Genomic DNA, 23,685 nt, shown 5'->3' with positions numbered 1-23,685 from the left:
CGGCCCCCATATGGGCGGCCGCGCCCGTCCGGTCGCGATACAGATTCCAGAGGAGCTTCCATGCCCACTCCCGCCAAGGGTTATGCCGCCCAGTCGGCCGAAACCCCGCTCGCCCCCTTCTCCTTCGAGCGTCGCGACCCGCAGGGCGACGATGTCGCGATCGACATCCTTTATTGCGGCGTCTGCCATTCCGACCTGCACACCGCGCGCGGCGAATGGGCGGGCACCCAATATCCGTGCGTGCCGGGGCATGAGATCGTCGGCCGCGTGACCGCTATCGGCGGCGACGTGACCCGGTACAAGGTCGGCGACCTGGTCGGCGTCGGCTGCATGGTCGACAGCTGCGGCCACTGCCCGTCCTGCCATGACGGCGAAGAGCAATATTGCGAGACGACCGGCTTCGTCGGTACCTATAACGGCCCCGATCCCGTGCTGGGCGGCCATACCTTTGGCGGCTATTCCGACCATATCGTGGTCAAGGAAGGCTTCGTGCTGAAGATCAACCATGACAAGGGCGATCTGGCCGCCGTCGCGCCGCTGCTGTGCGCGGGCATCACCACCTATTCGCCGCTGCGCCACTGGAAGGTCGGGCCGGGCCAGAAGGTCGGCATCGTCGGTCTCGGCGGTCTGGGCCATATGGGCGTGAAGATCGCCGCCGCCATGGGGGCCGAGGTCCATGTCTTCTCGACCTCGCCCAACAAGGCCGAGGATGCCAAGCGGCTGGGCGCCAAGGGCCTGATCGTGTCGAAGGACGAGGCGCAGATGGCGGAACATGCCAACAGCTTCGACTTCATCCTGAACACGGTGGCCGCGCCGCACAATCTCGACGCGTTCCTGATGCTGCTGAAGCGCGACGGCACGATGACGCTGGTCGGCGTACCCGATTCGCCGCACCCGTCGCCTTCGGTCGGCAACCTCGTCTTCCGCCGCCGTTCGCTGGCGGGCTCGCTGATCGGCGGCATCGCCGAGACGCAGGAGATGCTCGATTTCTGTCATGAGCATGGCCTGACCGCCGACATCGAGATGATCGCGATGGACGAGGTCAACACCGCCTATGACCGGATGCAGAAGAGCGATGTGAAGTATCGCTTCGTCATCGACATGGCGACGTTGAAGCAGGCGTAACGGTATTGAGTCTCACGCCCCTCCCGCAGGCGGGAGGGGATGGGGGAGGGCAAGGCCACGGGCGATGGTCTCGGTGAGAGCCCCAGCCCTCCCCCCATCCCCCTCCCGCCTGCGGGAGGGGGTGCGCTTTGGGCGAGCGGGAGTATCCTTCCAAGACACCCGCTTCGATTGCCCCCCTCCCCGCCAAGCCCTATATGCGGGGCTCCCATGTCCAGCATTCCCTCCTCCGTCTTCGTTCCCGCCGACTGGCGCGACTTCCTGGCGCTCACCAAGCCGCGGGTGATGACGCTGGTGGTGTTCACCGGCCTGTGCGGGATGCTGGCGGCCCCTGTCGGCGTCGATCCGGTCATCGGCTTCACCGCCATATTGTGCATCGCGCTGGGCGCAGGCGCTGCGGGGGCGCTGAACCAATGGTATGAGGCCGACCTCGACGCGCTGATGAAGCGCACCGCCAAACGGCCGCTGCCCGCCGGTCGCATGACCCGCGAATCGGCGCTGCACTTCGGCGTGGGGCTTGCCTGTTTCTCGGTTCTGCTGATGGGGCTGGCGGTCAATTATGTTGCCGCCGGCATCCTGACCGTCTCGATCCTGTTCTATGTGCTGGTCTACACCGTCTGGCTGAAGCGGCGGACGCCGCAGAATATCGTCATCGGCGGGGCGGCGGGTGCGTTTCCCCCGCTGATCGGCTGGGCCGCCGCGACGGGTGAGGTCGCGCTCCTCCCCTTCCTGCTGTTCAGCCTGGTCTTTCTGTGGACGCCGCCGCATTTCTGGGCGCTCGCGCTGTTCGTGAAGACCGATTACGCTAATGCGGGCGTGCCGATGCTGCCCGTGGTGGCGGGCGAGCGGGTGACGCGCGCGCAGATCGGGCTCTACACCATCCCGATGGCGATCGCCGCCGTCGCGCCCTGGCCGCTGGGGCTGACGGGTTCGATCTATGGCGTGATCGCGACCGCCGGGACCGCGTTGTTCGCCGCCTATGCCGCGATCGTCGCCTTCCGCCATACCCAGCCCGAGGATTCGATGAAGCCCGAGAAGCGGCTGTTCAAATATTCGATTCTCTATCTTTTCCTTCTCTTTGGCGCGCTGGTGGTGGATCGTTGGGCATGACGCCTGACGATTCGAATCGGATTCGCGCCAAGCAGCGCGCCCGTGCCACCGCCATGGCCTTGCTGCTCGGCTTTCTGGTGGTGCTGATCTTCTTCATCACCCTGTCGAAAATCCGGTCGGGCATGCACTGATGCGACTGACCCGCCAGACACGGACGGTCGTGTTCGCGGTTCTGGGCGTGGTGTTCATGACCGGCCTCGCCTTTGCCAGCGTGCCGCTCTACCGCATGTTCTGCCAGGTGACGGGTTATCAGGGCACGACCCAGCGGGGCGCCCGCGCCCCCGGCAGCGTCCACCGCCAGATTACGGTCAATTTCGACGCCAATGTCTCCTCGCGCCTCGCCTGGACCTTCAAGCCCGAGAACCCGCACGAGACCGTCGATATCGGGGCGCGCGACATGGTGTTCTTCACCGCCACCAACAATGCGAAGGTGCCGGTCACCGGCACCGCGACCTTCAACGTCACCCCCGATCAGGCAGGCCGCTATTTCACCAAGATCCAATGCTTCTGCTTCACCCAGCAGACGCTGAAGCCCGGCGAGACGGCGCGGATGCCGGTCATCTTCTTCATCGACCCGAAGATCCTGAACGACCCCGACGCGCGCGACATCGAGACCATCACCCTGTCCTACACATTTTACCCGGTGGATTCGGCGAAGAAAGCGGGTTAGCCTGTCCCCAAAATAGCAAAAACATAGGGACGGGATCATGGCTGGCGCGAAGAACCACGACTATCATATCCTGCCGCCGAGCCCCTGGCCGCTGGCCAGTTCGATGTCGGCGCTGTTGATGGCCTCCGGCGCGATCATGTGGATGCACAGCGTGCAGGGCGGCGGCTGGGCGTTCCTGGCGGGCCTGGCGGCGGTGCTGTTCTGCATGGGCAGCTGGTGGGCGGACGTGGTGCGCGAGGCGCATCATGGCGACCATACCCCCGTCGTCCAACTGCATTTCCGATACGGCATGATCCTGTTCATCGCATCGGAAGTGATGTTCTTCGTCGGCTGGTTCTGGGCCTTTTTCGACTTCGCGCTGTTCCCGACCGCGATGAGCTTCGTCGACGGACAGGTCGAACGCGCGACCGAGGGCGCCGCCGCCATCGCCGCGACCTGGCCGCCCAAGGGGCTGGAGGTGATCGATGCCTTCAAGCTGCCGCTTCTCAACACGCTGATCCTGCTGACCAGCGGCACCACCGTCACCTGGGCGCATCATGCGCTGATCCACAACCAGCGCGGCGGCGAGAAGCGCGGCCTGTGGGGTGCGCTGGGCGTGGGCGACCGCGACGGCGTGCTCAAGGGCCTGTGGCTGACCGTGATCCTGGGCCTGATCTTCAGCGCGATCCAGGCCTATGAATACATGCACGCGCCCTTCCCGTTCAAGGGCATCAACTATGGCGCGGCCTTCTTCATGGCGACCGGCTTCCATGGTTTCCACGTCATCGTCGGCACCGTCTTCCTGATCGTCTGCCTGATCCGCGCCTATCGCGGCGACTTCACGCCCCGCCAGCATTTCGGGTTCGAGGCGGCGGCCTGGTACTGGCATTTCGTCGACGTGGTGTGGCTGTTCCTGTTCGTCACCATCTATGTCTGGGGTGGCTGGGGCGCGCCGGTTCATAGTGGCTGAGTTTACGCCTCCGACCATCGCGCAGGCGGCATTTCAGGGGCTGTGTCCGCGTTGCGGCCAGCCCCATTTGTTTGCAGGGCCGGTCTTCTCGACGAAGGTGACGACCTTTGCCGATGCGTGCGCCGCGTGCGGGCTGGACTTCACCCGCTTCAATGTCGGCGATGGCCCGGCCGCGTTCCTGACGCTGATCCTGGGCACGATCATCACCATCGCGGCCATCACCGTCGAGCTGACCCTGCATCCGCCGTTGTGGCTGCAAATGGCGATCTGGCTGCCGCTGACCGCGATCGGCGTGGTCTATAGCTTGCGCATCGCCAAGGGCGCGCTGATGGCGGCCGAATATCGCAACGAGGCGCGTGAGGGGGCCGTGGTTCGTCCCGAAGACGACGCGGACGACGCGTGAAGCGCCTGCCGATCCTCCCCACGCTGATCGTCGGTCTGGCGGTCGCGGCGATGATCGCGCTGGGCCTGTGGCAGTTGCTCGACCGGCTGCCGCGGAAGGAAGCCTATCTGGCGCAGCTCGCCGCCAATCCGGCGCGCCCCGTCATCGCCTTTCCGCTTTTCCCGGACGACAGCCTGCTCTTCCGCCGTACGGTCGCCGATTGCCGCCCGCCCCTCGCCATCCGCCGCGCAGGTGCCGGGGCGGCGGGATTCCGCCTGATCGCCACCTGTTCGGTGCCGCAGGGATCGCTGCAGGTGCAACTGGGCACGACCCATGATCCGCGCGCGGTGAGCCATTGGCCGGGCGGTCGGGTGAGCGGCTATGTCTCCCATGCGCCCGACAGCCGTTCGTTGCTCCAGTCCGCCTTCGACCATCGGCCGCAGGACATGCTGCTGGTCGCCGACACCCCTGCCCCCGGCCTCGACGCGAATCCCCGCCCGGGGATCGGCGGAATACCCAACAACCATCTCGCCTATGCGCTGCAATGGTTCCTCTTTGCCGCCATCGCCGCAATTATCTATGTTTTGGCAGTCGCCCGGCGCAATCGAATGGTTGTGGTACGCAACGCTCCCCGTTAAGCCGCAGTGCATCATGCGCTATCACAGTACCCGTGGCTCCGCCCCCGTCCTCGATTTCCGGGGCGCGACCCTGGCCGGTCTCGCCAGCGATGGCGGGCTCTACGTGCCCGAGACCTGGCCGACCCTGACCCGCGAAGAGATCGAGGGGCTGGCGGGCCTGTCCTATGCGCAGACCGCCGCAAAGATCATGACGCCGTTCATCGGCGACAGCCTGACCGCAGAGGAACTCCAGACTCTGTGCGACACCGCCTATGGTCGCTTCTCGCACGCGGCCGTCACGCCTTTGGTCCAGCTCGACCACGACCAGTGGCTGCTGGAGCTGTTCCACGGCCCCACGCTGGCGTTCAAGGACGTCGCGCTCCAGATGCTGGGCCTGTTGTTCGAGCGGTTCCTGCGAGGCACCGACACCCGCCTGACCATCGTCGGCGCGACCAGCGGCGACACCGGCTCGGCCGCGATCGATGCGGTGGCGGGGCGTGCCAATATCGACATCTTCATGCTGCACCCGGCGGGCCGCGTGACCGAGATCCAGCGCCGCCAGATGACGACGGTGCTCGCCCCCAACGTCCACAACATCGCGATCGAGGGCAATTTCGACGACGCGCAGGCGCTGGTGAAGGCGATGTTCAACGACCGCGCCTTTGCCGACCGCCACACCCTGTCGGCAGTCAATTCGATCAACTGGGCGCGGTTGATGGCGCAGGTCGTCTATTATTTCTACGCCGCCGTCCGGCTGGGCGCGCCGGGCAAGGCCATCGCCTTCTCGGTGCCGACGGGCAATTTCGGCGACGTGTTCGCGGGGTATGTCGCGGCGCGCATGGGCCTGCCCGTCGAGCGGCTGATCGTCGCGACCAACGTCAACGACATCCTCCACCGCGCGCTGTCGTCGGGCGATTATTCCAAGGGGCAGGTCCAGGCGACCGCCACCCCTTCGATGGACATTCAAGTCAGCTCGAATTTCGAGCGGCTGCTGTTCGACGCCAATGGCCGTGACGGCGCCGCGCTGGCCGCGCAGATGAAGGGCTTCGAGGGCACGGGCGCGATGCGGCTGACCAATGCGCAGAGCCAGAATATCGCCCCGCTCTTCACCAGCGCGCGCGTCGATGCCGACGACATGAGCCGCGCGATGCGCTGGGCGGCGGACGAGGCCGGGCAGATCCTCGACCCGCATACCGGCATCGCCCTGTCCGCCGCGCGCAAGAGCGGGCTGGACGTGCCGGTGGTGACGCTGGCCACCGCGCACCCGGCCAAGTTCACCGATGCGGTCGAGCGCGCGACCGGCAGCCGCCCCGCGCTGCCCCGCCGCGTCGGCGACCTGTTCGAGCGCGAGGAACGCTATACCACCCTGCCCGCCACCTTCGACGCGGTGACGGCCTTTATCGACGGGCATGGTTTGCGCTAACGCACTCCCATGAAACTCGAAACGATGATCGGCGAGCCCTGGGCGGATTACGGGCTGGTCGACTCCGGCCATGGCCGCAAGCTGGAACGCTATGGCCGGTTCCGCTTCATCCGCCCCGAACCGCAGGCGATGTGGGCCCCCGCGACCACCGACTGGCGCGCGGCGGCCGAGTTCGTGCCCGGATCGGACGAGGATGGCGGCGGCCGCTGGAACTTCAACGAACCGGTCCCGCGCGACGGCTGGCCGCTCAAGTGGAACGAGGTGCGCTTCACCGCGCAGAACACGCCGTTCCGCCATCTGGGCTTTTTCCCCGACATGGCGCCGGTGTGGAGCTGGATGCGCGAGCAGGTCGACGGGATGGCCGAGCCCGAATGCATGAACCTGTTCGGCTATACCGGCGTCGGCACGCTGGCGATGGCGAGCGCGGGCGCCAAGATGGTCCATGTCGACGCGTCCAAGAAATCGGTCGAGGCGGCACGCGGCAATGCGATGCTGTCGGGTCTGGGCGATGCGCCGGTCCGCTGGATCATCGACGATGCCGCCAAGTTCGTCGCGCGCGAGGTGCGGCGCGGACGGCGCTATGACGGCATCCTGCTCGACCCGCCGAAGTATGGACGCGGGCCGGAGGGCGAGGTCTGGCGGCTGGAGGAAGACCTGCCGGGTCTGATCGCCAATTGCCGCCAGCTGCTGGACGCCAATTCACGCTTCCTGTTCCTGACGGTGTACGCCGTGCGCATGTCGGCGATGGCGATCGGCGAGATGATGCGCCAGGTGATGGCCGACCTGCCCGGCAAGGTGGAATGCGGCGAACTCGGCGTGCGCGAGGAAGCCCGCGGCCTGACCCTGCCCACCGCCATCTGGGCGCGGTGGAGCCGGTAAGGCCCGCCCCCGCCCCGCCGCGATGATCCGGCGCGGCCTTGGAATTCGCTCAGGCTGAACGGGGGGCGAGGATTTCGATCAACGCGACCTCATAGGCCGCCACCGCCCCGCCTGCCTCGAACCGCCTGGCGATCCGCCGCATCGCGCCCGGCGGGATCGGACGATGCCCCTCGCGCGGTGTCCCCGCCCCGATCGCCCGTAGCGCGCGCATGAAGTCCGCCGCCGATTCGTGCCGCTGCTCGAACCGCCGGGTCTGGACCGGCCAGCCCAGCGCCTCGACCGGCGGATAGACCGGACTCCCCGCCTCATGCCCCTCCGCCCGGTGCGCCTCATGCCAGGCCGCGAAGGTCCCCCGGACCAGCGTCGTCGCCAGTATCCGGCCGCCAGGCGCCAGCAACCCGGCCAGCCGCCGCAAGCCCGCCTCCATATCGCCGAACCATTGCACCGCCAGGCTGCTGACGATCAGGTCGAACGGCGCCTCGCCCGGCAGATCGGGATACTCGCCATCCATCACCCACCCGCGCACGCCCGGATGCTTGGCAAGGCCCCGCGCCAGCATGGCGGGCGCGATGTCGGTCATCAGCCAGTCGGGATTGGCCAATCGCGGCAAGGTCGCAGCCGTCAGAAAGCCGGTCCCGCACCCCACTTCCAGCACGCGCGGGGCGGGCGGGGCCACCGCGACGATCCGTTCGGCCAGCCAGTCGGCGACCTGCCGCTGCACCACCGCATGCGCGTCATAGGTCGAGGCCGCGTCGAAGGCGCGCGCGATCGCTTTCGCTTCGCCCGTCACCTCAATCACGCACCGATCGGATCGCCGCCGCCGCGATCCACGGCGCGCCCGCGACCAGCATCAGCGACACCGCCGCCAGCAGCTTCGGCGCGCCCATGTCGCCGCTGCCCGCCCCGAAGATCAGCAGCGGCAGCGCAAGCGGCAGCAGGAGCAGCCCGGCCAGCCCTCCGGCGCCGCGCAATCCGGCGGTCAGCGCCCCCGTCGCCACCGCCAGCGCCGCCAGCCCGGGGGTGCCGAGCAGCAACCCCGCCTCGACCCGCACCAGCGCCGCCGTCTCCAGTCCGAACAGCCCGGCCGCTACGAGCGCGGACAGCATCAGCGGCGGCGCAAAGGCCAGCCAGTGGGCGACGATCCGCAGCGCCATCACCAGCGGCAGCGACAGGCCGTGGACGCGAATCTGGTCGAACCATCCCGATTCGACATCGGGCGCGACCAGCCGCTCGACCGGCAGCAGCGCGGCCAGCAGCGCCGCGACCCAGATCGCGCCCGCACCCATGCGCATCAGCACCGCCCGGTCGGGCCCGATCGCAAAGGGGAAGAGCACCACCGCCAGCAGGAAGAAGCCGCAGACCAGCCCCGCCCCGCCCCCGGCATAGCCGCGCCGTACGTCGCGCGCGACCAGGGTCGCCACAAGGGTCATGGCCGTGGTCATGCCGGGACGTACCCGTCCAGCGCGAGTATCCGCGTGTCCGTCAACGCCAGCGGCTGGTGCGTGGTCAGCAGCACCGCGCCGCCCGCCGCACGATGATCCGCGATGGCCCGCTCCAGCATCGCAACACCCGCGACGTCCAGTCCATTGCCCGGCTCGTCGAGCAGCCAGAGCGGGGCCTGCGCCGCCAGCACCCGTGCCAGCCCCGCCCGCCGCCGCTGCCCGGTCGAGAGCAGACGCACCGGCACATCGGCGAGCTTGCCCAGCCCGACCGTATCGAGCGCCGCGGCGACCCGCCGATCCGCCCCCGCCAACCCGTCGAGCCGCGCCCAGAAGGACAGCGCCTCCCCCAGCCGCCGCTCCGTATCGAGCGCGAGATCCTCGGTCGCCAGGGCGATGCGCCCCGACCGGGTGACGCGCCCCTCGAACGGCGCGATCAGCCCGGCGGCGAGACGCAGCAGGCTCGACTTGCCGATGCCGTTGGGGCCAGTGACGACCACCGCCTCGCCCGCCGCCAGGGACAGTGACAGATGCGTGAAGAGCAGCCGCCCGCCGCGTGCGCAGGCGACCTGGGACAGGTCGAGGATCACGCGCGGGCGTCGTCCACGGCGTCTTCCAGCGCGTGCATGTCGTCGTCGGACAGGCCGAAATGATGGCCGATCTCATGGATCGTCACATGCACGACCAGATCGTCGAGCCGCACGCCCGTCTCGACCCATTCGTCCAGGATCGCGCGGCGATACAAATGGATGCGGTCGGGCAGGCTGCCGGAATCCATCGAACTTTTCTGACCCACCGGCCGCCCGTGATACAGGCCGGTCAAGTCCAGCGGATGGTCGAGGCCCAGCGCGGCCAGCGTCTCGTCATCGGCGAATTCCTCGACGATCAGGACGACATCGCCCAGATGCGCGGCGAACGCGGCGGGCAGACGCGCGATCGTATCCCGCGCGATCCGCTCGATCACCTCGGGACCGGGTGCTTCACCAATCGCGTCTTGCCCGCTCATGGCCGCCGTCTTACCGCTGTGCCGGTCAAAAGAACAAGATACGCCAAGGGGACGGAAATGGTGGAACGGCTGAGCGAGCTGGACCGGGACGAGGCGCTGGACGGCCTGACCGAATGGGACTGGGACGAATCGCGCGACGCGATCAGCCGCCGTTTCGTGTTCGCCGACTTCAACGAGGCGTTCGGCTTCATGACCCGCGTCGCCCTGTTGGCGGAAAAGGCGGATCATCATCCCGAATGGTCCAATGTCTGGAACCGGGTCGACATCGTGCTGACCACCCATGACGCAGGGGGGCTGTCGGCGCGCGATATCGACATGGCCGAGGCGATCGACGCTTTGGTGGAGTAACCCCTAAATCCTCCCCATCTCCGATGGGGAGGGGGACCGCCGGGCGTCAGCTCGGTGGTGGAGGGGCGATGCCGGACGCCTTCGATGATCGGTGATGGCGCGGCCCTGCCCCTCCACCATCGCTTGCGCGATGGTCCCCCTCCCCAAGCACAGCTTGGGGAGGATTTGGGATTATTCGACCGTCTGTTCGATCGCGCCGAAGATCGGATGGTGGCGATCGTCCTCCATCCAGATGCGGACCGTGTCGCCCTTCTTCAGGAACGGCGTCACCGCCTCGCCGCCGCGGATCGTCTCGATCATGCGAAGTTCGGCCAGGCAGCTATAGCCGACACCGCCCTCCGCGACCGGCTTGCCCGGGCCGCCGTCCGAATCGCGGTTGGACACGGTGCCCGACCCGATGATCGTCCCCGCCCCCAGCGCGCGGGTCTTGGCGGCATGGGCGACCAAAGTCCCGAAATCGAAGGTCATGTCCTGCCCCGCATCCGCCCGACCGAAGGGCTGGCCGTTCAGGTCGACCTTCAGAACGCGGTGCAGCTTGCCGTCCTGCCACCAGTCGCCCAGCGACTCCGGCGTCACGAAGACGGGGGAGAAGGCCGAGGCGGGCTTGGACTGGAAGAAGCCGAACCCCTTGGCCAGCTCGCCGGGGATCAACCCGCGCAACGACACGTCGTTGGTCAGCCCGACCAGCCGGATCGCCGCCAGCGCCTCCTCGCGGCTCGCACCCATGGGCACATCGCCGGTGACGACGACGACCTCGCCCTCCAGGTCGCAGCCCCAGCCTTCATCGGCCAGTGGAATGGCGTCGCGCGGCCCCAGAAATCCGTCCGAGCCGCCCTGATACATCAGCGGGTCGTGCCAGAAGCTTTCGGGCAGTTCCGCCCCGCGCGCCTGGCGGACGAGCGCGACGTGATTCACATAGGCGGATCCGTCCGCCCATTGATAGGCACGCGGCAAGGGCGAGGCGGCGTCATGCTCGTGGAAGCGCGCACGCGGAATCGCTTCATGATCCAGATCGGTCGCCAGATTGGCGAGCGCCGGCGCGTGCGTCTCCCAATCGTCGAGTGCGGCCTGAAGCGTCGGCACGATATGCCCCGCATCCGCATACCAGGCGAGATCGCTCGACACGACGACCAGCTTGCCGTCGCGACCGTTCTTGAGACTGGCGAGTTTCATGCAGGACTCCTCTTCGCTAACTGGTATCGGATGTAACCATCCGTCCGCGCTTGTCACGCATTGGGGTGGTGATCCTGCCCGAAACTTGACTTTTGGCAATGGCCAGCGCACATGCCCGCCCGTCGAGGCGTCCACTCGCAGCGTGAACGGACCATCTGGTCCCGGCTCCGCCCCGACCCTGTCTTCAGGCTTCCCTTGTCACGCGGGGTGTCATCAACCCCGGCCCGCGCTTGCGGCCTGTCGTGACTCGCGCGCCATGATCGAAAGTAATTCCATGTCCTTTTCCGAACTCGGCCTCGCCGAGCCGCTCGTCCGTGCGCTCGAAGCCAAGGGCTATTCCGAACCCACGCCGATCCAGCGCGACTCGATCCCGACGCTGCTGGAAGGCCGCGACCTGCTCGGCATCGCGCAGACCGGCACCGGCAAGACGGCGGCCTTCGTCCTCCCCTCGATCCAGCGTCTGGTCGAGGCGAACAAGCGCGTCCTGCCGACCCATTGCCGGATGCTCGTCCTGGCCCCCACGCGCGAACTGGCCAGCCAGATCGCCGAAAATGCCAAGGGCTATGCCAAGTTTTCCAAGCTGGCGGTCGCGACCGTCTTCGGCGGGACCAGCCTGAACAAGAACCGGCAGGACCTGTCGCGCGGCGTCGATATCCTGGTCGCGACGCCCGGCCGCCTGATCGACCTGGTCGAGCAGGGCTTCCTGAACCTGTCGATGATCGAGATCCTGGTGCTCGACGAAGCCGACCAGATGCTCGACCTGGGCTTCATCCACGCGCTGCGCCGCATCGTGAAGATGATCCCGCGCAAGCGTCAGACCCTGTTCTTCTCGGCCACCATGCCCGCCGCGATCCGCGACCTGGCCGACAAGTTCCTCGACAATCCGGCGACCGTCACCGTGACCCCGGTGTCGACCACCGCCGAGCGCGTCGACCAGTCGGTGACCTTCGTCACGCAACAGGAAAAGCAGGCGCTGCTGACCATCCTGCTCGCCGATCCCGCGATCGAGCTGGCGCTGGTCTTCACCCGCACCAAGCATGGCGCCGACCGCGTCGTGAAGCTGCTGGCGGGCAACGGCATCGCCGCCAACGCGATCCACGGCAACAAGAGCCAGGGCCAGCGCGAGCGCGCGCTGGGCGAGTTCCGCTCAGGGCAAACCCGCGTGCTGGTGGCGACCGACATCGCCGCGCGCGGCATCGACATTCCGGGCGTCAGCCACGTCTTCAACTTCGAGTTGCCCAACGTCGCCGAGCAATATGTCCACCGCATCGGCCGCACCGCGCGCGCCGGTCGTTCGGGCATGGCGATCGCCTTCTGCGCCGAGGACGAGCGTCCGTATCTGAAGGATATCGAGAAGCTGACGCGGCAGAAGATCACCGTCGTGCCGCTTCCCGCGGACTTCGTGAAGCGCGCCGAGACGATCAAGTCGCAGCGCGTGAAGGCGATCGGCGCCGACCCCGCGCCGCGCGTCGACCGTCCGCGTGACCCGGCGCGTCCGCGCGCCACGCATCATCCGCGTGCGACGGACTCGCGGGCGCCGCAGGGCCGCCAGCCGCGTCGCCGTAGCGGCGGTGGTGGTGCCGGCGGCCGTGGTCGTGGCGGTCGTCCCGGCGGCGGTGCCGGTCGCGGCGCGCAGGGCTGAACGACTTCTTAGCCCCTCCCGCAGGCGGGAGGGGTTGGGGAGGGCAAAGGGGTCTCGCCGAGACCATCGCTTGTGACATACCCTCCCCCATCCCTCCCGTTTACGGGAGGGGCGTGCCCAGCCGCAGATGCTGGCACCATTCCCCCCTCTCCCGCGTTGAGCGCGTAACGATTTCCGCGCATCAGGAGAGGTTGCCATGGATATTGCCCACACCCCCGCCGCCGAACGCATCGCACGCGTGCTGTGCGGCCAGCGGCTGAGCGCCAATGCTAAGGGCGACTCCGAATCCGCCTCCAAGCTGGTCGATGCGCAGTGGCGCGATCATATGGCCGATGCACTGGCCGTGCTGCGCACACTGCGCGAACCCGATCAGGCGATGGCCGATGCGGGCGATCCGGCGATCTGGGAAAAGATGGTGCTGGTCGCGGTCGAAGCCGCCAAGCCGCCCAAGGTCACGCTGTAGCCCCATTCCTCCCCATCCCCGATGGGGAGGGGACCGCCGGACGCCATCCAGTGGTGGAGGGGCAAGGCCCTACGCCCCGCCCATAACCAGAACCGGGAAGAGGATGGGGCATCGGGCTTCGCCCCTCCGCCACTCGGCCGTCGCCGAGCGGTCCCCCTCCCCAGGCCGAGCCTGGGGAGGAATGGGGGTTACACCGTCACCTGCTCGCCCAGTTCCAGCACCTTGCCCGGCGGAATGCGCAGGAACTCGGTCGGGTCGCTGGCATTGCGCTGCAGGAACATGAACAGCCGGTCCTGCCACAGCGGCATGCCCTTTTCCGCCTCGGGCTTCAGCGTGTTGCGGCCGATGAAGAAGCTGGTCTTCATCGGGTCCAGCCCGGTCGTCCTGTTCTCGACGCCCAGATCGCGCGGCAGGTCGCGCGGCACGTCCGGGCTCTCCATGAAGCCATAGGTCAGCGTGACGGTCGCGAAATTGTCGTCCAGCCGCTCGACATGGGCGCGGCGCTCGGCGGGCACATAGGGGCGGTCGGCGGTGCGGATCGTCATCACCAGGTTCTGCGCATGCAGCACCTTGTTGTGCTTCAGATTGTGGAGCAGCGCGCCCGGTGCCGAGGCGGGGTTGGCGGTCAGGAACACCGCCGTGCCCGGCACCCGCTCCGGCGGGCGCTTGGCCAGCGCGGCGGCCAGATCGGCGAGCGGGATCGCCTGGCGCTTCTCGAAGGCCGACACGATCCCGCGCCCGCGCACCCAGGTATAGATGACGAGGCCGACGCCCGCCCCGACCAGCAGCGGGACCCAGCCCCCTTCGATCACGCGCAGGATATTGGCGCCGAAAAAGACCAGGTCGAGCGTCAGGAAGGGCAGGATCGCCGCCAGCGCGAGCGCCCGCGACCAGCCCCAGCGGTGGCGCACGACCAGATAGGCCAGGCAGGTCGTCACGACCATCGTGCCCGTCACCGCGATGCCATAGGCGGCGGCCATCGCCGAGGACGTCTTGAACTGGATCACCAGCACCAGCACGCCGAACAGCAGCATCCAGTTGATCGCGGGCAGATAAATCTGGCCCTGGAAATCGGCCGAGGTCTGGCGCACTCGCAGCCGGGGCAGGAAGCCGAGCTGGATCGCCTGTTGCGTCAGCGAAAAGGCGCCGGTGATGACCGCCTGCGCCGCGATGACCGTCGCCAGCCCCGCCAGCACGATCAGCGCCGGACGAAGCGGTTCGGGCGCCATCAGGAAGAACCAGTCCTGATTGGTGAAGGGCTTGCCGCTCGCCGCCGCCTGTTCGAGCGTGGAAAGGGCAAAGGCCCCCTGCCCCAGATAGTTGAGCGCCAGCGCGGGCAGGACGAGCGAAAACCAGCCGATGCGGATCGGCAGCCGACCGAAATGCCCCATATCGGCAGTCAGTGCCTCGGCCCCGGTGACGGTCAGGAACACCGCGCCCAGCACGAATAGCCCGACGACGCCGTGACTGGCCAGGAAGCCGACGCCATAACCCGGCCACACGACCCGCGCGATCGAGGGTTCGTCGGCAATATGCCAGATGCCCAACCCGCCGATGACGAGGAACCAGAGGATACAGATCGGCCCGAACAGCTTCGACACCTGTGCCGTGCCGCGCGACTGGATGAAGAACAGCCCGACCAGGATGACGATCGTGCACATGCGGATCACGCCCTCGTCGAAGATCGACGCGGCGGCGGGAATGGTGCGCAGGCCCTCCATCGCGGACAGCACGGACAGCGCGGGCGTGATGATCGCATCGCCATAGAAGAGCGACGCCCCCGCTGCGCCCAGCACCAGCGCGATGCGCGAACGCGCACCCGCCGCCCGCCGGGCCAGCGCGGCGAGCGCCAGCACCCCGCCCTCGCCCTGATTGTCGGCGCGCATCAGGAAGACGACATATTTGATCGTCACGACCAGGATCAGCGACCAGAGCGCGAGGCTGAGCACGCCCAGGATCTCGCCGGGGTCGATGCCGTCGCCCGCCGATTGCGCCAGCGCCTCGCGAAAGGCGTAGAGCGGGCTGGTGCCGATATCGCCGAACACGACACCGATCGCGCCGATGGTCAATGCCACCAGCGCGGGGTGGCGTCGCACGCCCGCGTCGCCCGTGTCGGTCGATGGCGCCGAATGGCCCGTCATCTCGCCCCTCATGTCGGTTGCCGTCCCCGTCATGCCCACCGGAACCCCCTGTGCCAAAAGGACGGCGCGCTTTACGCTTATGCGCGCCTGACGCAAGGGCTTTCGGCGACCGTTTGCAAACGCTTGATATTGCCAGGCGTCAAGCGCATGGGCGTGAAATGGTTCCCTTTTCGTTCGGCGGTCATGCATTCCAGGCGCTGGCCGATGGCGCACTCTACTGGCCTGCGCGGAGGGCGTTGCTGGTCGCCGATCTCCATCTGGAAAAGGCAAGCTGGTATGCGGGCGGCGGACAGATGCTGCCGCCCTACGACTCGCTGGCGACACTCAGCGAACTGACCGCGATCGTTACGCGGACAGGGGCGCGGGAGGTCTGGTGCCTGGGCGACAGTTTCCATGACGTGGATGGCTGCGACCGGCTGCTGCCCGAGGCGCGGGCGATGCTGCTGGCGCTGACTGGCTCGACCGACTGGACATGGATCACCGGCAACCATGATCCGATGATGCGCGATCGCTGCGGCGGCGCGGTGGCAGAGGAGGCGGCGGTCGATGGCCTCGTCCTGCGCCACGAAGCCGATCCGGCCGAGACGCGGCCCGAACTGTCGGGGCATTTCCACCCCAAGCTTCGCTTACGGGTGCGCGGCAAGCTGGTCGCGCGGCGCTGCTTCGTGGGCACGGCGAACAAGCTGATCCTGCCTGCCTTCGGCGCGCTGACCGGTGGGCTGGACGTGGACCACCCCGCCCTGCGCCAGGCCGTCGGTCGCCCTGCCGAAGCACTGGTGCCGGTGCGCGACCGGATGCTGCGCTTTCCCGTCGCGGCGTGATCGACCGACGAAGAAGAATGGTTCGCGCGGAGACGCGAAGACGCGGAGGTGGATGCCCGCTTGGCGAAGCCAGAATCTCATCAACCGCTTGAGGTCGTAGGGCCGCTGGCGCGGCAGGTTGCTCCTCTCCGCGCCTCCGCGCGAACAAAAGCTCACCGCCCCTCCGGCGGCTCGCGCTCCAGGATCCAATCCTGGCTGACGACGATGATCGAGCGCACCGGCCGCCCGTCCGCATCGCGCGACGGGTCGTAGCGATAGCGTTTCTCGATCAGGCTGCACGTCGTCTCGTCCAGCGCGCGGTTGCCGCTGCTGCGGGTCACGACGCAGCCGCTGACCCGGCCGTCGACATTGACGAAATAGCGCACCGTCACGCTGCCGCTCACACCCGCCTCGGCGGCCTCGCGGGGATAGTCGGAGTCCTTGATGCGGCCCTTGATCCGGCGCGGCGGGGTTTCGTCGCCATACCCGTCGCCATCGCCCGACCCGCCGCTGCCCGTGCCATTGCCGATCCCACCCGCACCGGTGCCGGGACCGGGCTTGTCCGATGCCCCCTGGCTGGCCTGCGTGCCGGTGCCCGCAACCGGCGCGGCGATCACCGGCGAGACGGGCGGCAGCACGACCACCGGCGGCGGCGCAACGACTTGTGTCGCCTGCGACCGCAGATTGGGCGGTGCGGCGGCACCACGCGGGCGGTGGGTCTGGACCCGCTTGGGCTGGATGCGCGGCGGCGGGGGCGGTGCGGGCGGACGCACGTCGAAACTGTCCAGCGCCTCGGCCGGACTCGGCAGGGTCGGCGCAAAGCCCAGCCCTATGATCAGCGCATAGCCCATGCCCCCCACGATCAGTACCGTAGGGATCGCAGCGCGCAGACGGTCGCGCCAATCGGGCCGGGCCGGCGTCATGGACACGAGGTGGGAAGCGCCATCGCCCGGGACAAGTTGTTACCGCCCCGCGTCCGTGCCAGAGGGTGCCCCATGACCCCAGCGCCCCAAGGAGCCCGCGCATGACCGATTCCGATATCCTGATCGTCGGATCGGGCGCGGCCGGGCTGACCGCCGCGCTGAACCTGGCCGACCGGTTCAAGGTGACGGTGCTGGCCAAGGGCAAGCTGAACGAAGGCTCGACTGCCTGGGCGCAAGGCGGGATCGCCGCCGTCCTCGAACCCGGCGACACGTTCGACAGCCATATCGAGGATACGATGGTCGCGGGTGCGGGCCTGAACGACCGCGCCACCGTCGAGTTCGTGGTCGAGAACGCCCCCGCCGCGATCGAGCGGCTCCAGAAGCTGGGCGTGCCCTTCGCGACCGAGGGCAATATGCTGCATTTGACGCGCGAGGGCGGGCATTCGCATCGCCGCATCGTGCATGTCGCGGACGCGACCGGCTGGGCGGTGCTCGACGCGCTGCTGAAGGCGGCGGACGCGCATCCCAATATCACCATGGTCCCCGATCAGGTCGCGATCGACCTGGCGACCAGCCGCCACGAAATGCGCTATTCGGGGGCGGGTCATGTCTGGGGCATCTATGCCGTCGACCGGCGGACGGGCCGCGTGGTGCTGCACAAGGCGCGCGCGACGATCCTGGCCACGGGCGGCGCAGGGAGAACCTATCAATTCTCGACCGCGCCCAAGGGGGCGACCGGCGACGGCATCGCTATGGCGTGGCGGGCGGGCGCGCGCGTCTCCAACATGGAGTTCATGCAGTTCCACCCGACCTGCCTCTACAACACCCAGGTCAAGAATTTCCTGATCACCGAGGCGGTTCGCGGCGAGGGCGGACACCTGAAGATCCCCGAGACCGGGCATCGCTTCATGCCCGATTTCGATGCCCGCGCCGAACTGGCGCCGCGCGACATCGTGGCGCGCGCGATCGACCATGAGATCAAGCGGCTGGGCCTCGACTATGTCCATCTCGACATCAGCCACCAGCCACCCGCTTTCGTGCGCGAGCATTTCCCCAACATCCACGAAAAGCTGCTCTCGCTCGGCATCGACATGACGGTGCAGCCGATCCCGGTCGTCCCCGCCCAGCATTACACCTGCGGCGGCGTCATCGTGGACCGCGACGGGCGAACCGACCTGCCCGGTCTCTATGCGGCGGGCGAGGTCACCCAGTCCGGCCTGCACGGCGCGAACCGGCTGGCCTCCAACTCGCTGCTCGAATGCTTCGTCTATGGCGAGGCGTGCGCCAACCATATCGCGCAGCATTGGGACGACCTGCCCCCACCGCCCGCCATCCGCCCCTGGGACGAAAGCCGCGTCACCGATTCGGACGAAGAGGTGGTCATCAAGCAGAACTGGACCGAGATCCGCCGCTTCATGTGGAATTATGTCGGCATCGTGCGCACCACCAAGCGGCTGGAACGCGCCCAGCATCGCATCCGGATGCTGACCGACGAGATCAACGATTATTACGGCCATTTCCGCGTCACGCCCGACCTGATCGAGCTGCGTAACCTGCTCCAGACGGCGGAACTGATCGTCAACTGCGCACTCCATCGCAAGGAGAGCCGGGGGCTGCACTATACGCTCGATTATCCCGAGACGCTGGACGAGGCGGTGGACACCATCCTGATTCCGTGAACCCCCATTCCTCCCCTGCAAGGGGAGGTGGCAGGCCGCAGGCCTGACGGAGGGGTGCCACCCTATCGAGAGCAGGATACCCCTCCGACGCGCTACGCGCGTCACCTCCCCTTGCAGGGAGGAATGGGGAGGTTTCGCATCTTGTCGCGCGCTTGCCGCCTTTCGTCGCAAGCCCTGTGCGCGGGGATTTCCCCCATTGGGTCAACCCGTAAGGATGCCGGTGTGTAGCGGGGTACAGCGGTGACGAAGCGAGTATCGAGCGGTGGGCTGCGTTCATGGCCTACCGGGTTTCTCCTCCTGGGGTTGGCAGGCTGCGGAGCCGATTCACGCCCCGGTGCGACCGCCCATGCGCCCGGTTTGCCCGATCCCCAGGTATCGGTATCGATGCCGCTCCCCCCGCCCCGCCCCAGCCGGGCGCCCGCCGCCCCCGCCGAACTGGTGTCGACGATCAACCGTCTCTCCGCGTCCTTCGCGGGCAAGAAGGGCATTGCCGTGCGCGCCGTCGATGACGGCTGGACGGTCGAAGTCGGCGGTCGCCAGCGCCTGCCGCAGCAATCCGTATCCAAGCTATGGGTTGCGATCACCCTGCTCGACCTTCGCGACCGGGGCCGGGCGCGGCTGGACGAGCCGATCGTCGTGCGGCGCGAGGACCTGACCGTCTTCCACCAGCCGATCGCGATGCTGGTCAAGGGCGATGGCTATCACACCACGGTCGGCGAGTTGCTGAACCGCGCGCTGACGATGAGCGACAATACCGCGAACGACCGGCTGCTGACCTATGTCGGGGGTCCGCAGGCGGTGCGCGCGATGATCGCCGCCAAGCGGCTGGGCGACATCCGCTTCGGTCCCGGCGAGCGGCTGCTCCAGGCGAAGACCGCCGGTCTGACGTGGCAGCCCGCCTTCGCGGCGGCGGGCGCGTTCCAGGCGGCACGCAACCGGCTCGATCCGGCGGCGCGCAAGGCCGCGCTCGACGCTTATGTCAGCGATCCGCCCGACGGCGCCGCACCGATCGCCATCGCCGATGCGCTCGCCCGGCTGGCGCGCGGCGAGTTGCTGTCGGAGACCTCGACCCGCATCCTGATCGACACGATGGAGGCCTCACGCACCGGCCATGCCCGCCTGCGCGCCGCCGTGCCGAGTGGCTGGCAGATCGCGCACAAGACCGGCACCGGCCAGGATCTGGGCCGCCGCAATGCGGGCTTCAACGATGTCGGCTTGCTGACCGCCCCCGACGGCCGCCGCTTCGCGATTGCCGTGATGATCGGCGACACGACCGAGGATATCCGCCAGCGGCAACAGCTGATCCAGAATGTCGCGGCGGCGGTGGCCAATGCGGCGGGACCGCCGAGAGGGCCGGTGGCGGTGGCGAATTGATTGCGTACAACTGTCGCAAGATGACTGGCGTTTGCCAACCTTTGACCGATCATATCAAATGGCCACCGGTGCGATAGTTGAATGTATTTTTCAAGCCAGAAGGCTCATTTATTGTGACAACTCCAGATGCCGGATCGTTTCAGGATTGAATACGCGACTTTGACCGACACGAGCGAGTAAAGAAGCGTTACGACGCGGCAGAAGGAGCGGCAAATAAGGCGCTGGCAAGCTATTTGCGGCCCGAACTGGAAGAAGCAGAACGCGATCTTCTGCGCACCGATATGGATTTTAAACAACCAATCCCGCTAAAATACTACTATTTTTAGCGAAACAACTCGATCTTCGATCACCCCTCCCCTTCAGGGGAGGGGCCGGGGGTGGGGCCTTTCCGCAGGCGCAACGCTGATGGAGAGGCCCCACCCCAACCCCTCCCCTGAAGGGGAGGGGCTTGTTTTGGTTAGTGCGCCGTCATCACCCACAAAGCTGCGTTTCGGCATCCTTGCTCATGTGCGCCCCACAAACCGCTCAATGGCGTGGCCCATCCGCCACAGCCCTGAAAAACCGCTAACATCAGGGGCTGTTTACCCTCCGCCGCATCCGCTAAACCGCGAGCATATGCCCCATCTCTATCTCGTCGACGGCTCCGGCTATATCTTCCGCGCCTATCACCGCCTGCCGCCGCTGACGAACAAGCATGGCGAGCCGGTGGGAGCGGTGTACGGCTATACCACCATGCTCTGGAAGCTGGTGGACGAGATCAACGCCGCCGACGGGCCGACCCATATGGCGGTGGTCCTCGACAAGTCGTCCAAGACCTTCCGCAACGAGATGTACGACCAGTATAAGGCGCATCGGCCCCCGCCCCCGCCCGATCTGGTGCCCCAGTTTCCGATGATCCGCGAGGCCACCCGCGCCTTCTCGCTGCCCTGCATCGAGGAGATGGGGCTGGAGGCCGACGACCTGATCGCCTGCTATGCCCGCGCCGCGATGGCGCAGGGGTGGCAGGTCACGATCGTGTCGGGCGACAAGGATCTGATGCAGCTGGTCGAGGATGGCAGCCTCGACATGCTCGACACGATGAACAACCGGCGGCTGGGCGAAGCCTATGTCCAGGAGAAGTTCGGCGTCGGGCCGAAGCAGCTGGGCGATGTGCTCGCGCTGATGGGCGACAGCGTCGATAACGTGCCGGGCGTGCCGGGCGTCGGCCCCAAGACCGCCTCCAAGCTGATCGTCGAGCATGGCGACCTGGAATCCGTCCTCGCCGCCGCGCCCGAGATGAAGAAGGGCAAGCTGCGCGACAACCTCATCGAACATGCCGAGAATGCGCGGCTGTCGAAGCGGCTGGTCACGCTGGAGTGCAACGCGCCGCTGCCGCAGCCGCTGGAGGAACTGGCGCTGCATCCGACCATCCCGGATGCGCCCTTGCGCGCGTTTCTGGAGCATCACGGCTTCCGCTCGCTGATCGCCAAGATGGGCCAGATCACCGATGACGCCGCGCCCGCCCCCGCCGCCGGAGAGGCTGCTCCGTCCGCCCCGATGGACGATGACGAGCCGTGTAATCTCGACGGCTATACCACGGTGCAGGACCTGGCGACGCTCGACCAATGGGTGGCCGATGCGCGTCATCAGGGTTTCGTCGCGATCGATACCGAGACGAGCTCGACCGACGCGACCCAGGCCGAACTGGTCGGGGTCAGCCTGTGCCTGGCGCCCAACAAGGCGTGCTACATCCCGCTCGGCCATGGCGGCACCGACCTGCTGGCCGAGGTGCCGGTACAGATTCCGGTCGCCGAAGCCTTGGAGCGGATCAAGGCACTGTGCGAGGACCCGTCGGTCCTGAAGATCGGTCAGAACCTGAAGTTCGACATGATCGTGCTGGGCGAGCGCGGCATTGCCGTCGCACCGCATGACGACACGATCGTGCTGAGCTTCGATCTCGATGCGGGGCTGCACGGCCATGGCATGGACGAGCTGGCCGCGACGCATCTGTCGCACACCTGCCTCGCGTTCAAGGAGGTGGTCGGCACCGGCAAGAAGCAGCTCGGCTTCCACGAGGTCGATCTGAAACTCGCCACCCGCTACGCCGCCGAGGATGCCGACGTCACGCTGCGGCTGTGGAAGCGGTTCAAGGCGCGGCTGCCCATGGAGCAGGCGACGCGCGTCTACGAGATGGTCGACCGCCCGCTGGTGCCGGTGATCGCGGGCATGGAGCGGCGCGGGATCAAGGTCGATCGCGACCGCCTGTCGCAGCTCTCGACCGAATTCTCGGTGCAGATCGCCGCGCTGGAGGGCGAAATCCATGCGATGGCGGGCACCCCCTTCACCATCGGCAGCCCCAAGCAGCTGGGTGAAATCCTGTTCGACCGGCTCGGCCTGAAGGGCGGGCGCAAGGGCAAGTCGGGCGTCTATTCGACCGACGTGACCGAACTCGAACGCCTGGCCCGCGACGGCGGCGAGGCGGCGGAGATCGTGCGCAAGATCCTGGAATGGCGCCAGCTTTCCAAGCTGAAGAGCACCTATACCGACGCGCTTCAGGCGCAGATCAACCCCAGGACTGGCCGCGTCCACACCAGCTACAGCCTGACCGGCGCGCAGACCGGCCGTCTGTCCTCGACCGAGCCGAACCTTCAGAACATCCCGATTCGTACCGAGGTCGGGCGGCAGTTGCGCGAGGCGTTCATCGCCGAGGACGGCCATGTCCTGATCGCCGCCGACTATTCGCAGATCGAGTTGCGGCTGGCCGCGCATATGGCCGACGTGCCCGCCCTGCGCGACGCCTTCGCCAATGGCGACGACATCCACAGCCTGACCGCGATGGAGCTGTTCGGCGAGGTCAATCGCGACACGCGCGGGCGGGCCAAGACGATCAACTTCGCCATCCTCTACGGCATTTCGCGCTGGGGGCTGGCCGGTCGCCTAGACGTGTCGGCGGACGAGGCGCAGGCGATGATCGACCGCTATTTCGAGCGTTTCCCCGGCATCAACCGCTATATCGCCGAGACTTTGTCGAGCGTGCGCGAGAAGGGGTTCACCGAGACGCTGTTCGGCCGCAAGACGCATTTCCCGCGCATCGCCTCGCGCAACCAGGGCGAGCGCCAGGGGGCCGAGCGCGCCGCGATCAACGCGCCGATCCAGGGGACCAGCGCCGACATCATCAAGCGCGCCATGGTCCGCATGGAACCCGCGCTCGCCGCCGCTGGCCTCGGCCATGTCCGGATGCTGCTGCAGGTGCATGACGAACTGGTGTTCGAGGCGCCCGAGGCGGATGCCGAGGCGGCGGGCGCGGTCATTCGCGAAGTGATGGCGGGCGCGGCCGAACCGGCGGTGTCGCTGTCGGTGCCGCTGGGCGTCGAGATCGGCTTCGGCAAGAGCTGGGGCGCGGCGCATTGATCCACGCGTCCCTCACCCCCATTCCTCCCCAGGCGCCGCTTGGGGAAGGGGACCATGGCGATAGCCATGGTGGGGGGGCAGCTCGGCCCAACCTCGCGGCCGGTGACACCCCTTCGTCAGGCCTTCGGCCTGCCACCTCCCCTCACAGGGGAGGA

At 67.5% G+C, this 23,685-nt stretch carries 23 protein-coding genes; 16 read left to right on the top strand and 7 right to left on the bottom strand.

Annotation, left to right across the window (positions count from 1 at the left end):
- Positions 1-60 precede the first annotated feature (60 nt).
- The 9 genes from ACQR50_RS00490 to ACQR50_RS00450 all read left to right on the top strand — a co-directional run bounded on the left by ACQR50_RS00490 (position 61) and on the right by ACQR50_RS00450 (position 7,152).
- On the top strand, positions 61-1,125 hold the full coding sequence (locus ACQR50_RS00490) for an NAD(P)-dependent alcohol dehydrogenase (protein WP_428969393.1): 1,065 nt from the start codon (positions 61-63) through the stop codon (positions 1,123-1,125).
- Between the two features lie 207 nt (positions 1,126-1,332).
- Positions 1,333-2,232 carry a heme o synthase gene (locus ACQR50_RS00485; protein ID WP_428969392.1) on the top strand — a complete coding sequence of 300 codons (900 nt, stop codon included), beginning with the start codon at positions 1,333-1,335 and terminating at the stop codon, positions 2,230-2,232.
- Positions 2,229-2,363 (top strand): hypothetical protein, encoded by a 135-nt coding sequence (locus ACQR50_RS00480; protein WP_257575300.1) that lies wholly within the window; start codon positions 2,229-2,231, stop codon positions 2,361-2,363. Before ACQR50_RS00485 ends, ACQR50_RS00480 begins: the two co-directional genes overlap by 4 nt.
- Positions 2,363-2,902: a cytochrome c oxidase assembly protein gene (locus tag ACQR50_RS00475; RefSeq protein ID WP_428969391.1), complete on the top strand. Its 540-nt coding sequence runs from the start codon at positions 2,363-2,365 to the stop codon at positions 2,900-2,902. The genes ACQR50_RS00480 and ACQR50_RS00475 overlap by 1 nt, the downstream gene beginning before the upstream one ends.
- A gap of 37 nt (positions 2,903-2,939) precedes the next feature.
- On the top strand, positions 2,940-3,851 hold the full coding sequence (locus ACQR50_RS00470; RefSeq protein WP_184105718.1) for a cytochrome c oxidase subunit 3: 912 nt from the start codon (positions 2,940-2,942) through the stop codon (positions 3,849-3,851).
- On the top strand, positions 3,841-4,254 hold the full coding sequence (locus ACQR50_RS00465) for a DUF983 domain-containing protein (protein ID WP_428970746.1): 414 nt from the start codon (positions 3,841-3,843) through the stop codon (positions 4,252-4,254). The genes ACQR50_RS00470 and ACQR50_RS00465 overlap by 11 nt, the downstream gene beginning before the upstream one ends.
- A complete protein-coding gene (locus tag ACQR50_RS00460; RefSeq protein ID WP_428969390.1) occupies positions 4,251-4,871 on the top strand; it encodes an SURF1 family cytochrome oxidase biogenesis protein in 621 nt (206 codons plus the stop codon). The genes ACQR50_RS00465 and ACQR50_RS00460 overlap by 4 nt, the downstream gene beginning before the upstream one ends.
- 13 nt (positions 4,872-4,884) lie before the next feature.
- The gene (gene thrC / locus ACQR50_RS00455; RefSeq protein ID WP_428969389.1) at positions 4,885-6,273 is read left to right on the top strand and encodes a threonine synthase; all 1,389 of its coding nucleotides are present in this window, start codon (positions 4,885-4,887) and stop codon (positions 6,271-6,273) included.
- 9 nt (positions 6,274-6,282) lie between these two features.
- Positions 6,283-7,152 (top strand): class I SAM-dependent methyltransferase, encoded by an 870-nt coding sequence (locus ACQR50_RS00450; protein WP_428969388.1) that lies wholly within the window; start codon positions 6,283-6,285, stop codon positions 7,150-7,152.
- 49 nt (positions 7,153-7,201) lie between these two features.
- On the opposite strand, the gene ACQR50_RS00445 is transcribed toward ACQR50_RS00450, so the two are convergent.
- From ACQR50_RS00445 to ACQR50_RS00430, 4 genes are read right to left on the bottom strand one after another with little or no spacing between them, the layout of a single operon-like run.
- A complete protein-coding gene (locus tag ACQR50_RS00445; protein WP_428969387.1) occupies positions 7,202-7,951 on the bottom strand; it encodes a methyltransferase in 750 nt (249 codons plus the stop codon).
- Positions 7,944-8,582, bottom strand: coding sequence for a heme exporter protein CcmB (locus ACQR50_RS00440; RefSeq protein WP_428969386.1), 639 nt, complete (start codon positions 8,580-8,582; stop codon positions 7,944-7,946). The genes ACQR50_RS00445 and ACQR50_RS00440 overlap by 8 nt, the downstream gene beginning before the upstream one ends.
- 8 nt (positions 8,583-8,590) lie before the next feature.
- On the bottom strand, positions 8,591-9,181 hold the full coding sequence (ccmA, locus tag ACQR50_RS00435; RefSeq protein WP_428969385.1) for a heme ABC exporter ATP-binding protein CcmA: 591 nt from the start codon (positions 9,179-9,181) through the stop codon (positions 8,591-8,593).
- Positions 9,178-9,597: a metallopeptidase family protein gene (locus ACQR50_RS00430; RefSeq protein WP_428969384.1), complete on the bottom strand. Its 420-nt coding sequence runs from the start codon at positions 9,595-9,597 to the stop codon at positions 9,178-9,180. The genes ccmA and ACQR50_RS00430 overlap by 4 nt, the downstream gene beginning before the upstream one ends.
- A 57-nt stretch (positions 9,598-9,654) precedes the next feature.
- On the opposite strand from ACQR50_RS00430, the gene ACQR50_RS00425 reads away from it, so the two are divergent.
- The gene (locus tag ACQR50_RS00425) at positions 9,655-9,945 is read left to right on the top strand and encodes a 4a-hydroxytetrahydrobiopterin dehydratase (protein WP_058746286.1); all 291 of its coding nucleotides are present in this window, start codon (positions 9,655-9,657) and stop codon (positions 9,943-9,945) included.
- Positions 9,946-10,116: 171 nt separating this feature from the next.
- Here ACQR50_RS00425 and ACQR50_RS00420 read toward each other — a convergent pair whose 3' ends face one another.
- Positions 10,117-11,118 (bottom strand): fumarylacetoacetate hydrolase family protein, encoded by a 1,002-nt coding sequence (locus ACQR50_RS00420; protein WP_428969383.1) that lies wholly within the window; start codon positions 11,116-11,118, stop codon positions 10,117-10,119.
- A gap of 274 nt (positions 11,119-11,392) precedes the next feature.
- Here ACQR50_RS00420 and ACQR50_RS00415 point away from each other — a divergent pair, with 274 nt between their 5' ends.
- Complete coding sequence (locus ACQR50_RS00415; protein ID WP_428969382.1) at positions 11,393-12,760, top strand: DEAD/DEAH box helicase; 1,368 nt, start codon at positions 11,393-11,395, stop codon at positions 12,758-12,760.
- Positions 12,761-12,956: 196 nt separating this feature from the next.
- On the top strand, positions 12,957-13,223 hold the full coding sequence (locus ACQR50_RS00410; RefSeq protein WP_042486719.1) for a hypothetical protein: 267 nt from the start codon (positions 12,957-12,959) through the stop codon (positions 13,221-13,223).
- Positions 13,224-13,411: 188 nt separating this feature from the next.
- Here the strand turns inward: ACQR50_RS00410 and ACQR50_RS00405 are convergent, their stop codons facing one another.
- Positions 13,412-15,364: a potassium transporter Kup gene (locus ACQR50_RS00405; protein ID WP_428970745.1), complete on the bottom strand. Its 1,953-nt coding sequence runs from the start codon at positions 15,362-15,364 to the stop codon at positions 13,412-13,414.
- 158 nt (positions 15,365-15,522) lie between these two features.
- Between ACQR50_RS00405 and pdeM the strand changes: the two genes are divergently transcribed.
- A complete protein-coding gene (gene pdeM, locus ACQR50_RS00400) occupies positions 15,523-16,185 on the top strand; it encodes a ligase-associated DNA damage response endonuclease PdeM (RefSeq protein WP_428969381.1) in 663 nt (220 codons plus the stop codon).
- Between the two features lie 152 nt (positions 16,186-16,337).
- Here pdeM and ACQR50_RS00395 read toward each other — a convergent pair whose 3' ends face one another.
- Positions 16,338-17,087 (bottom strand): energy transducer TonB, encoded by a 750-nt coding sequence (locus ACQR50_RS00395; protein ID WP_428969380.1) that lies wholly within the window; start codon positions 17,085-17,087, stop codon positions 16,338-16,340.
- A gap of 101 nt (positions 17,088-17,188) precedes the next feature.
- Here ACQR50_RS00395 and nadB point away from each other — a divergent pair, with 101 nt between their 5' ends.
- The 3 genes from nadB to polA all read left to right on the top strand — a co-directional run bounded on the left by nadB (position 17,189) and on the right by polA (position 23,530).
- Complete coding sequence (nadB, locus tag ACQR50_RS00390) at positions 17,189-18,766, top strand: L-aspartate oxidase (RefSeq protein WP_428969379.1); 1,578 nt, start codon at positions 17,189-17,191, stop codon at positions 18,764-18,766.
- Between the two features lie 384 nt (positions 18,767-19,150).
- Complete coding sequence (locus ACQR50_RS00385; RefSeq protein ID WP_428969378.1) at positions 19,151-20,140, top strand: serine hydrolase; 990 nt, start codon at positions 19,151-19,153, stop codon at positions 20,138-20,140.
- A gap of 615 nt (positions 20,141-20,755) precedes the next feature.
- A complete protein-coding gene (gene polA, locus ACQR50_RS00380; protein ID WP_428969377.1) occupies positions 20,756-23,530 on the top strand; it encodes a DNA polymerase I in 2,775 nt (924 codons plus the stop codon).
- Positions 23,531-23,685 lie beyond the last annotated feature (155 nt).

Source organism: Sphingomonas sp. Xoc002, assembly GCF_050408055.1.
Lineage (GTDB): Bacteria > Pseudomonadota > Alphaproteobacteria > Sphingomonadales > Sphingomonadaceae > Sphingomonas > Sphingomonas yabuuchiae.
The sequence above is the reverse complement of the archived record's forward strand: the minus strand, read 5'-3'. Positions and strand labels throughout refer to the sequence as shown.

Excerpts from the sequence above, each read along its gene's own strand:
- nadB (WP_428969379.1), top strand. The coding sequence starts at position 17,189 with ATGACCGATTCCGATATCCTGATCGTCGGATCGGGCGCGGCCGGGCTG.
- ACQR50_RS00470 (WP_184105718.1), top strand. The coding sequence starts at position 2,940 with ATGGCTGGCGCGAAGAACCACGACTATCATATCCTGCCGCCGAGCCCC.
- ACQR50_RS00385 (WP_428969378.1), top strand. The coding sequence starts at position 19,151 with ATGCCGCTCCCCCCGCCCCGCCCCAGCCGGGCGCCCGCCGCCCCCGCC.
- ACQR50_RS00405 (WP_428970745.1), bottom strand. The coding sequence starts at position 15,364 with ATGACGGGCCATTCGGCGCCATCGACCGACACGGGCGACGCGGGCGTG.
- thrC (WP_428969389.1), top strand. The coding sequence starts at position 4,885 with ATGCGCTATCACAGTACCCGTGGCTCCGCCCCCGTCCTCGATTTCCGG.
- ACQR50_RS00485 (WP_428969392.1), top strand. The coding sequence starts at position 1,333 with ATGTCCAGCATTCCCTCCTCCGTCTTCGTTCCCGCCGACTGGCGCGAC.
- polA (WP_428969377.1), top strand. The coding sequence starts at position 20,756 with ATGCCCCATCTCTATCTCGTCGACGGCTCCGGCTATATCTTCCGCGCC.
- ACQR50_RS00450 (WP_428969388.1), top strand. The coding sequence starts at position 6,283 with ATGAAACTCGAAACGATGATCGGCGAGCCCTGGGCGGATTACGGGCTG.
- pdeM (WP_428969381.1), top strand. The coding sequence starts at position 15,523 with ATGGTTCCCTTTTCGTTCGGCGGTCATGCATTCCAGGCGCTGGCCGAT.
- ACQR50_RS00415 (WP_428969382.1), top strand. The coding sequence starts at position 11,393 with ATGTCCTTTTCCGAACTCGGCCTCGCCGAGCCGCTCGTCCGTGCGCTC.
- ACQR50_RS00440 (WP_428969386.1), bottom strand. The coding sequence starts at position 8,582 with ATGACCCTTGTGGCGACCCTGGTCGCGCGCGACGTACGGCGCGGCTAT.
- ACQR50_RS00475 (WP_428969391.1), top strand. The coding sequence starts at position 2,363 with ATGCGACTGACCCGCCAGACACGGACGGTCGTGTTCGCGGTTCTGGGC.
- ACQR50_RS00425 (WP_058746286.1), top strand. The coding sequence starts at position 9,655 with ATGGTGGAACGGCTGAGCGAGCTGGACCGGGACGAGGCGCTGGACGGC.
- ACQR50_RS00430 (WP_428969384.1), bottom strand. The coding sequence starts at position 9,597 with ATGAGCGGGCAAGACGCGATTGGTGAAGCACCCGGTCCCGAGGTGATC.
- ACQR50_RS00480 (WP_257575300.1), top strand. The coding sequence starts at position 2,229 with ATGACGCCTGACGATTCGAATCGGATTCGCGCCAAGCAGCGCGCCCGT.
- ACQR50_RS00395 (WP_428969380.1), bottom strand. The coding sequence starts at position 17,087 with ATGACGCCGGCCCGGCCCGATTGGCGCGACCGTCTGCGCGCTGCGATC.
- ACQR50_RS00420 (WP_428969383.1), bottom strand. The coding sequence starts at position 11,118 with ATGAAACTCGCCAGTCTCAAGAACGGTCGCGACGGCAAGCTGGTCGTC.
- ACQR50_RS00410 (WP_042486719.1), top strand. The coding sequence starts at position 12,957 with ATGGATATTGCCCACACCCCCGCCGCCGAACGCATCGCACGCGTGCTG.
- ACQR50_RS00490 (WP_428969393.1), top strand. The coding sequence starts at position 61 with ATGCCCACTCCCGCCAAGGGTTATGCCGCCCAGTCGGCCGAAACCCCG.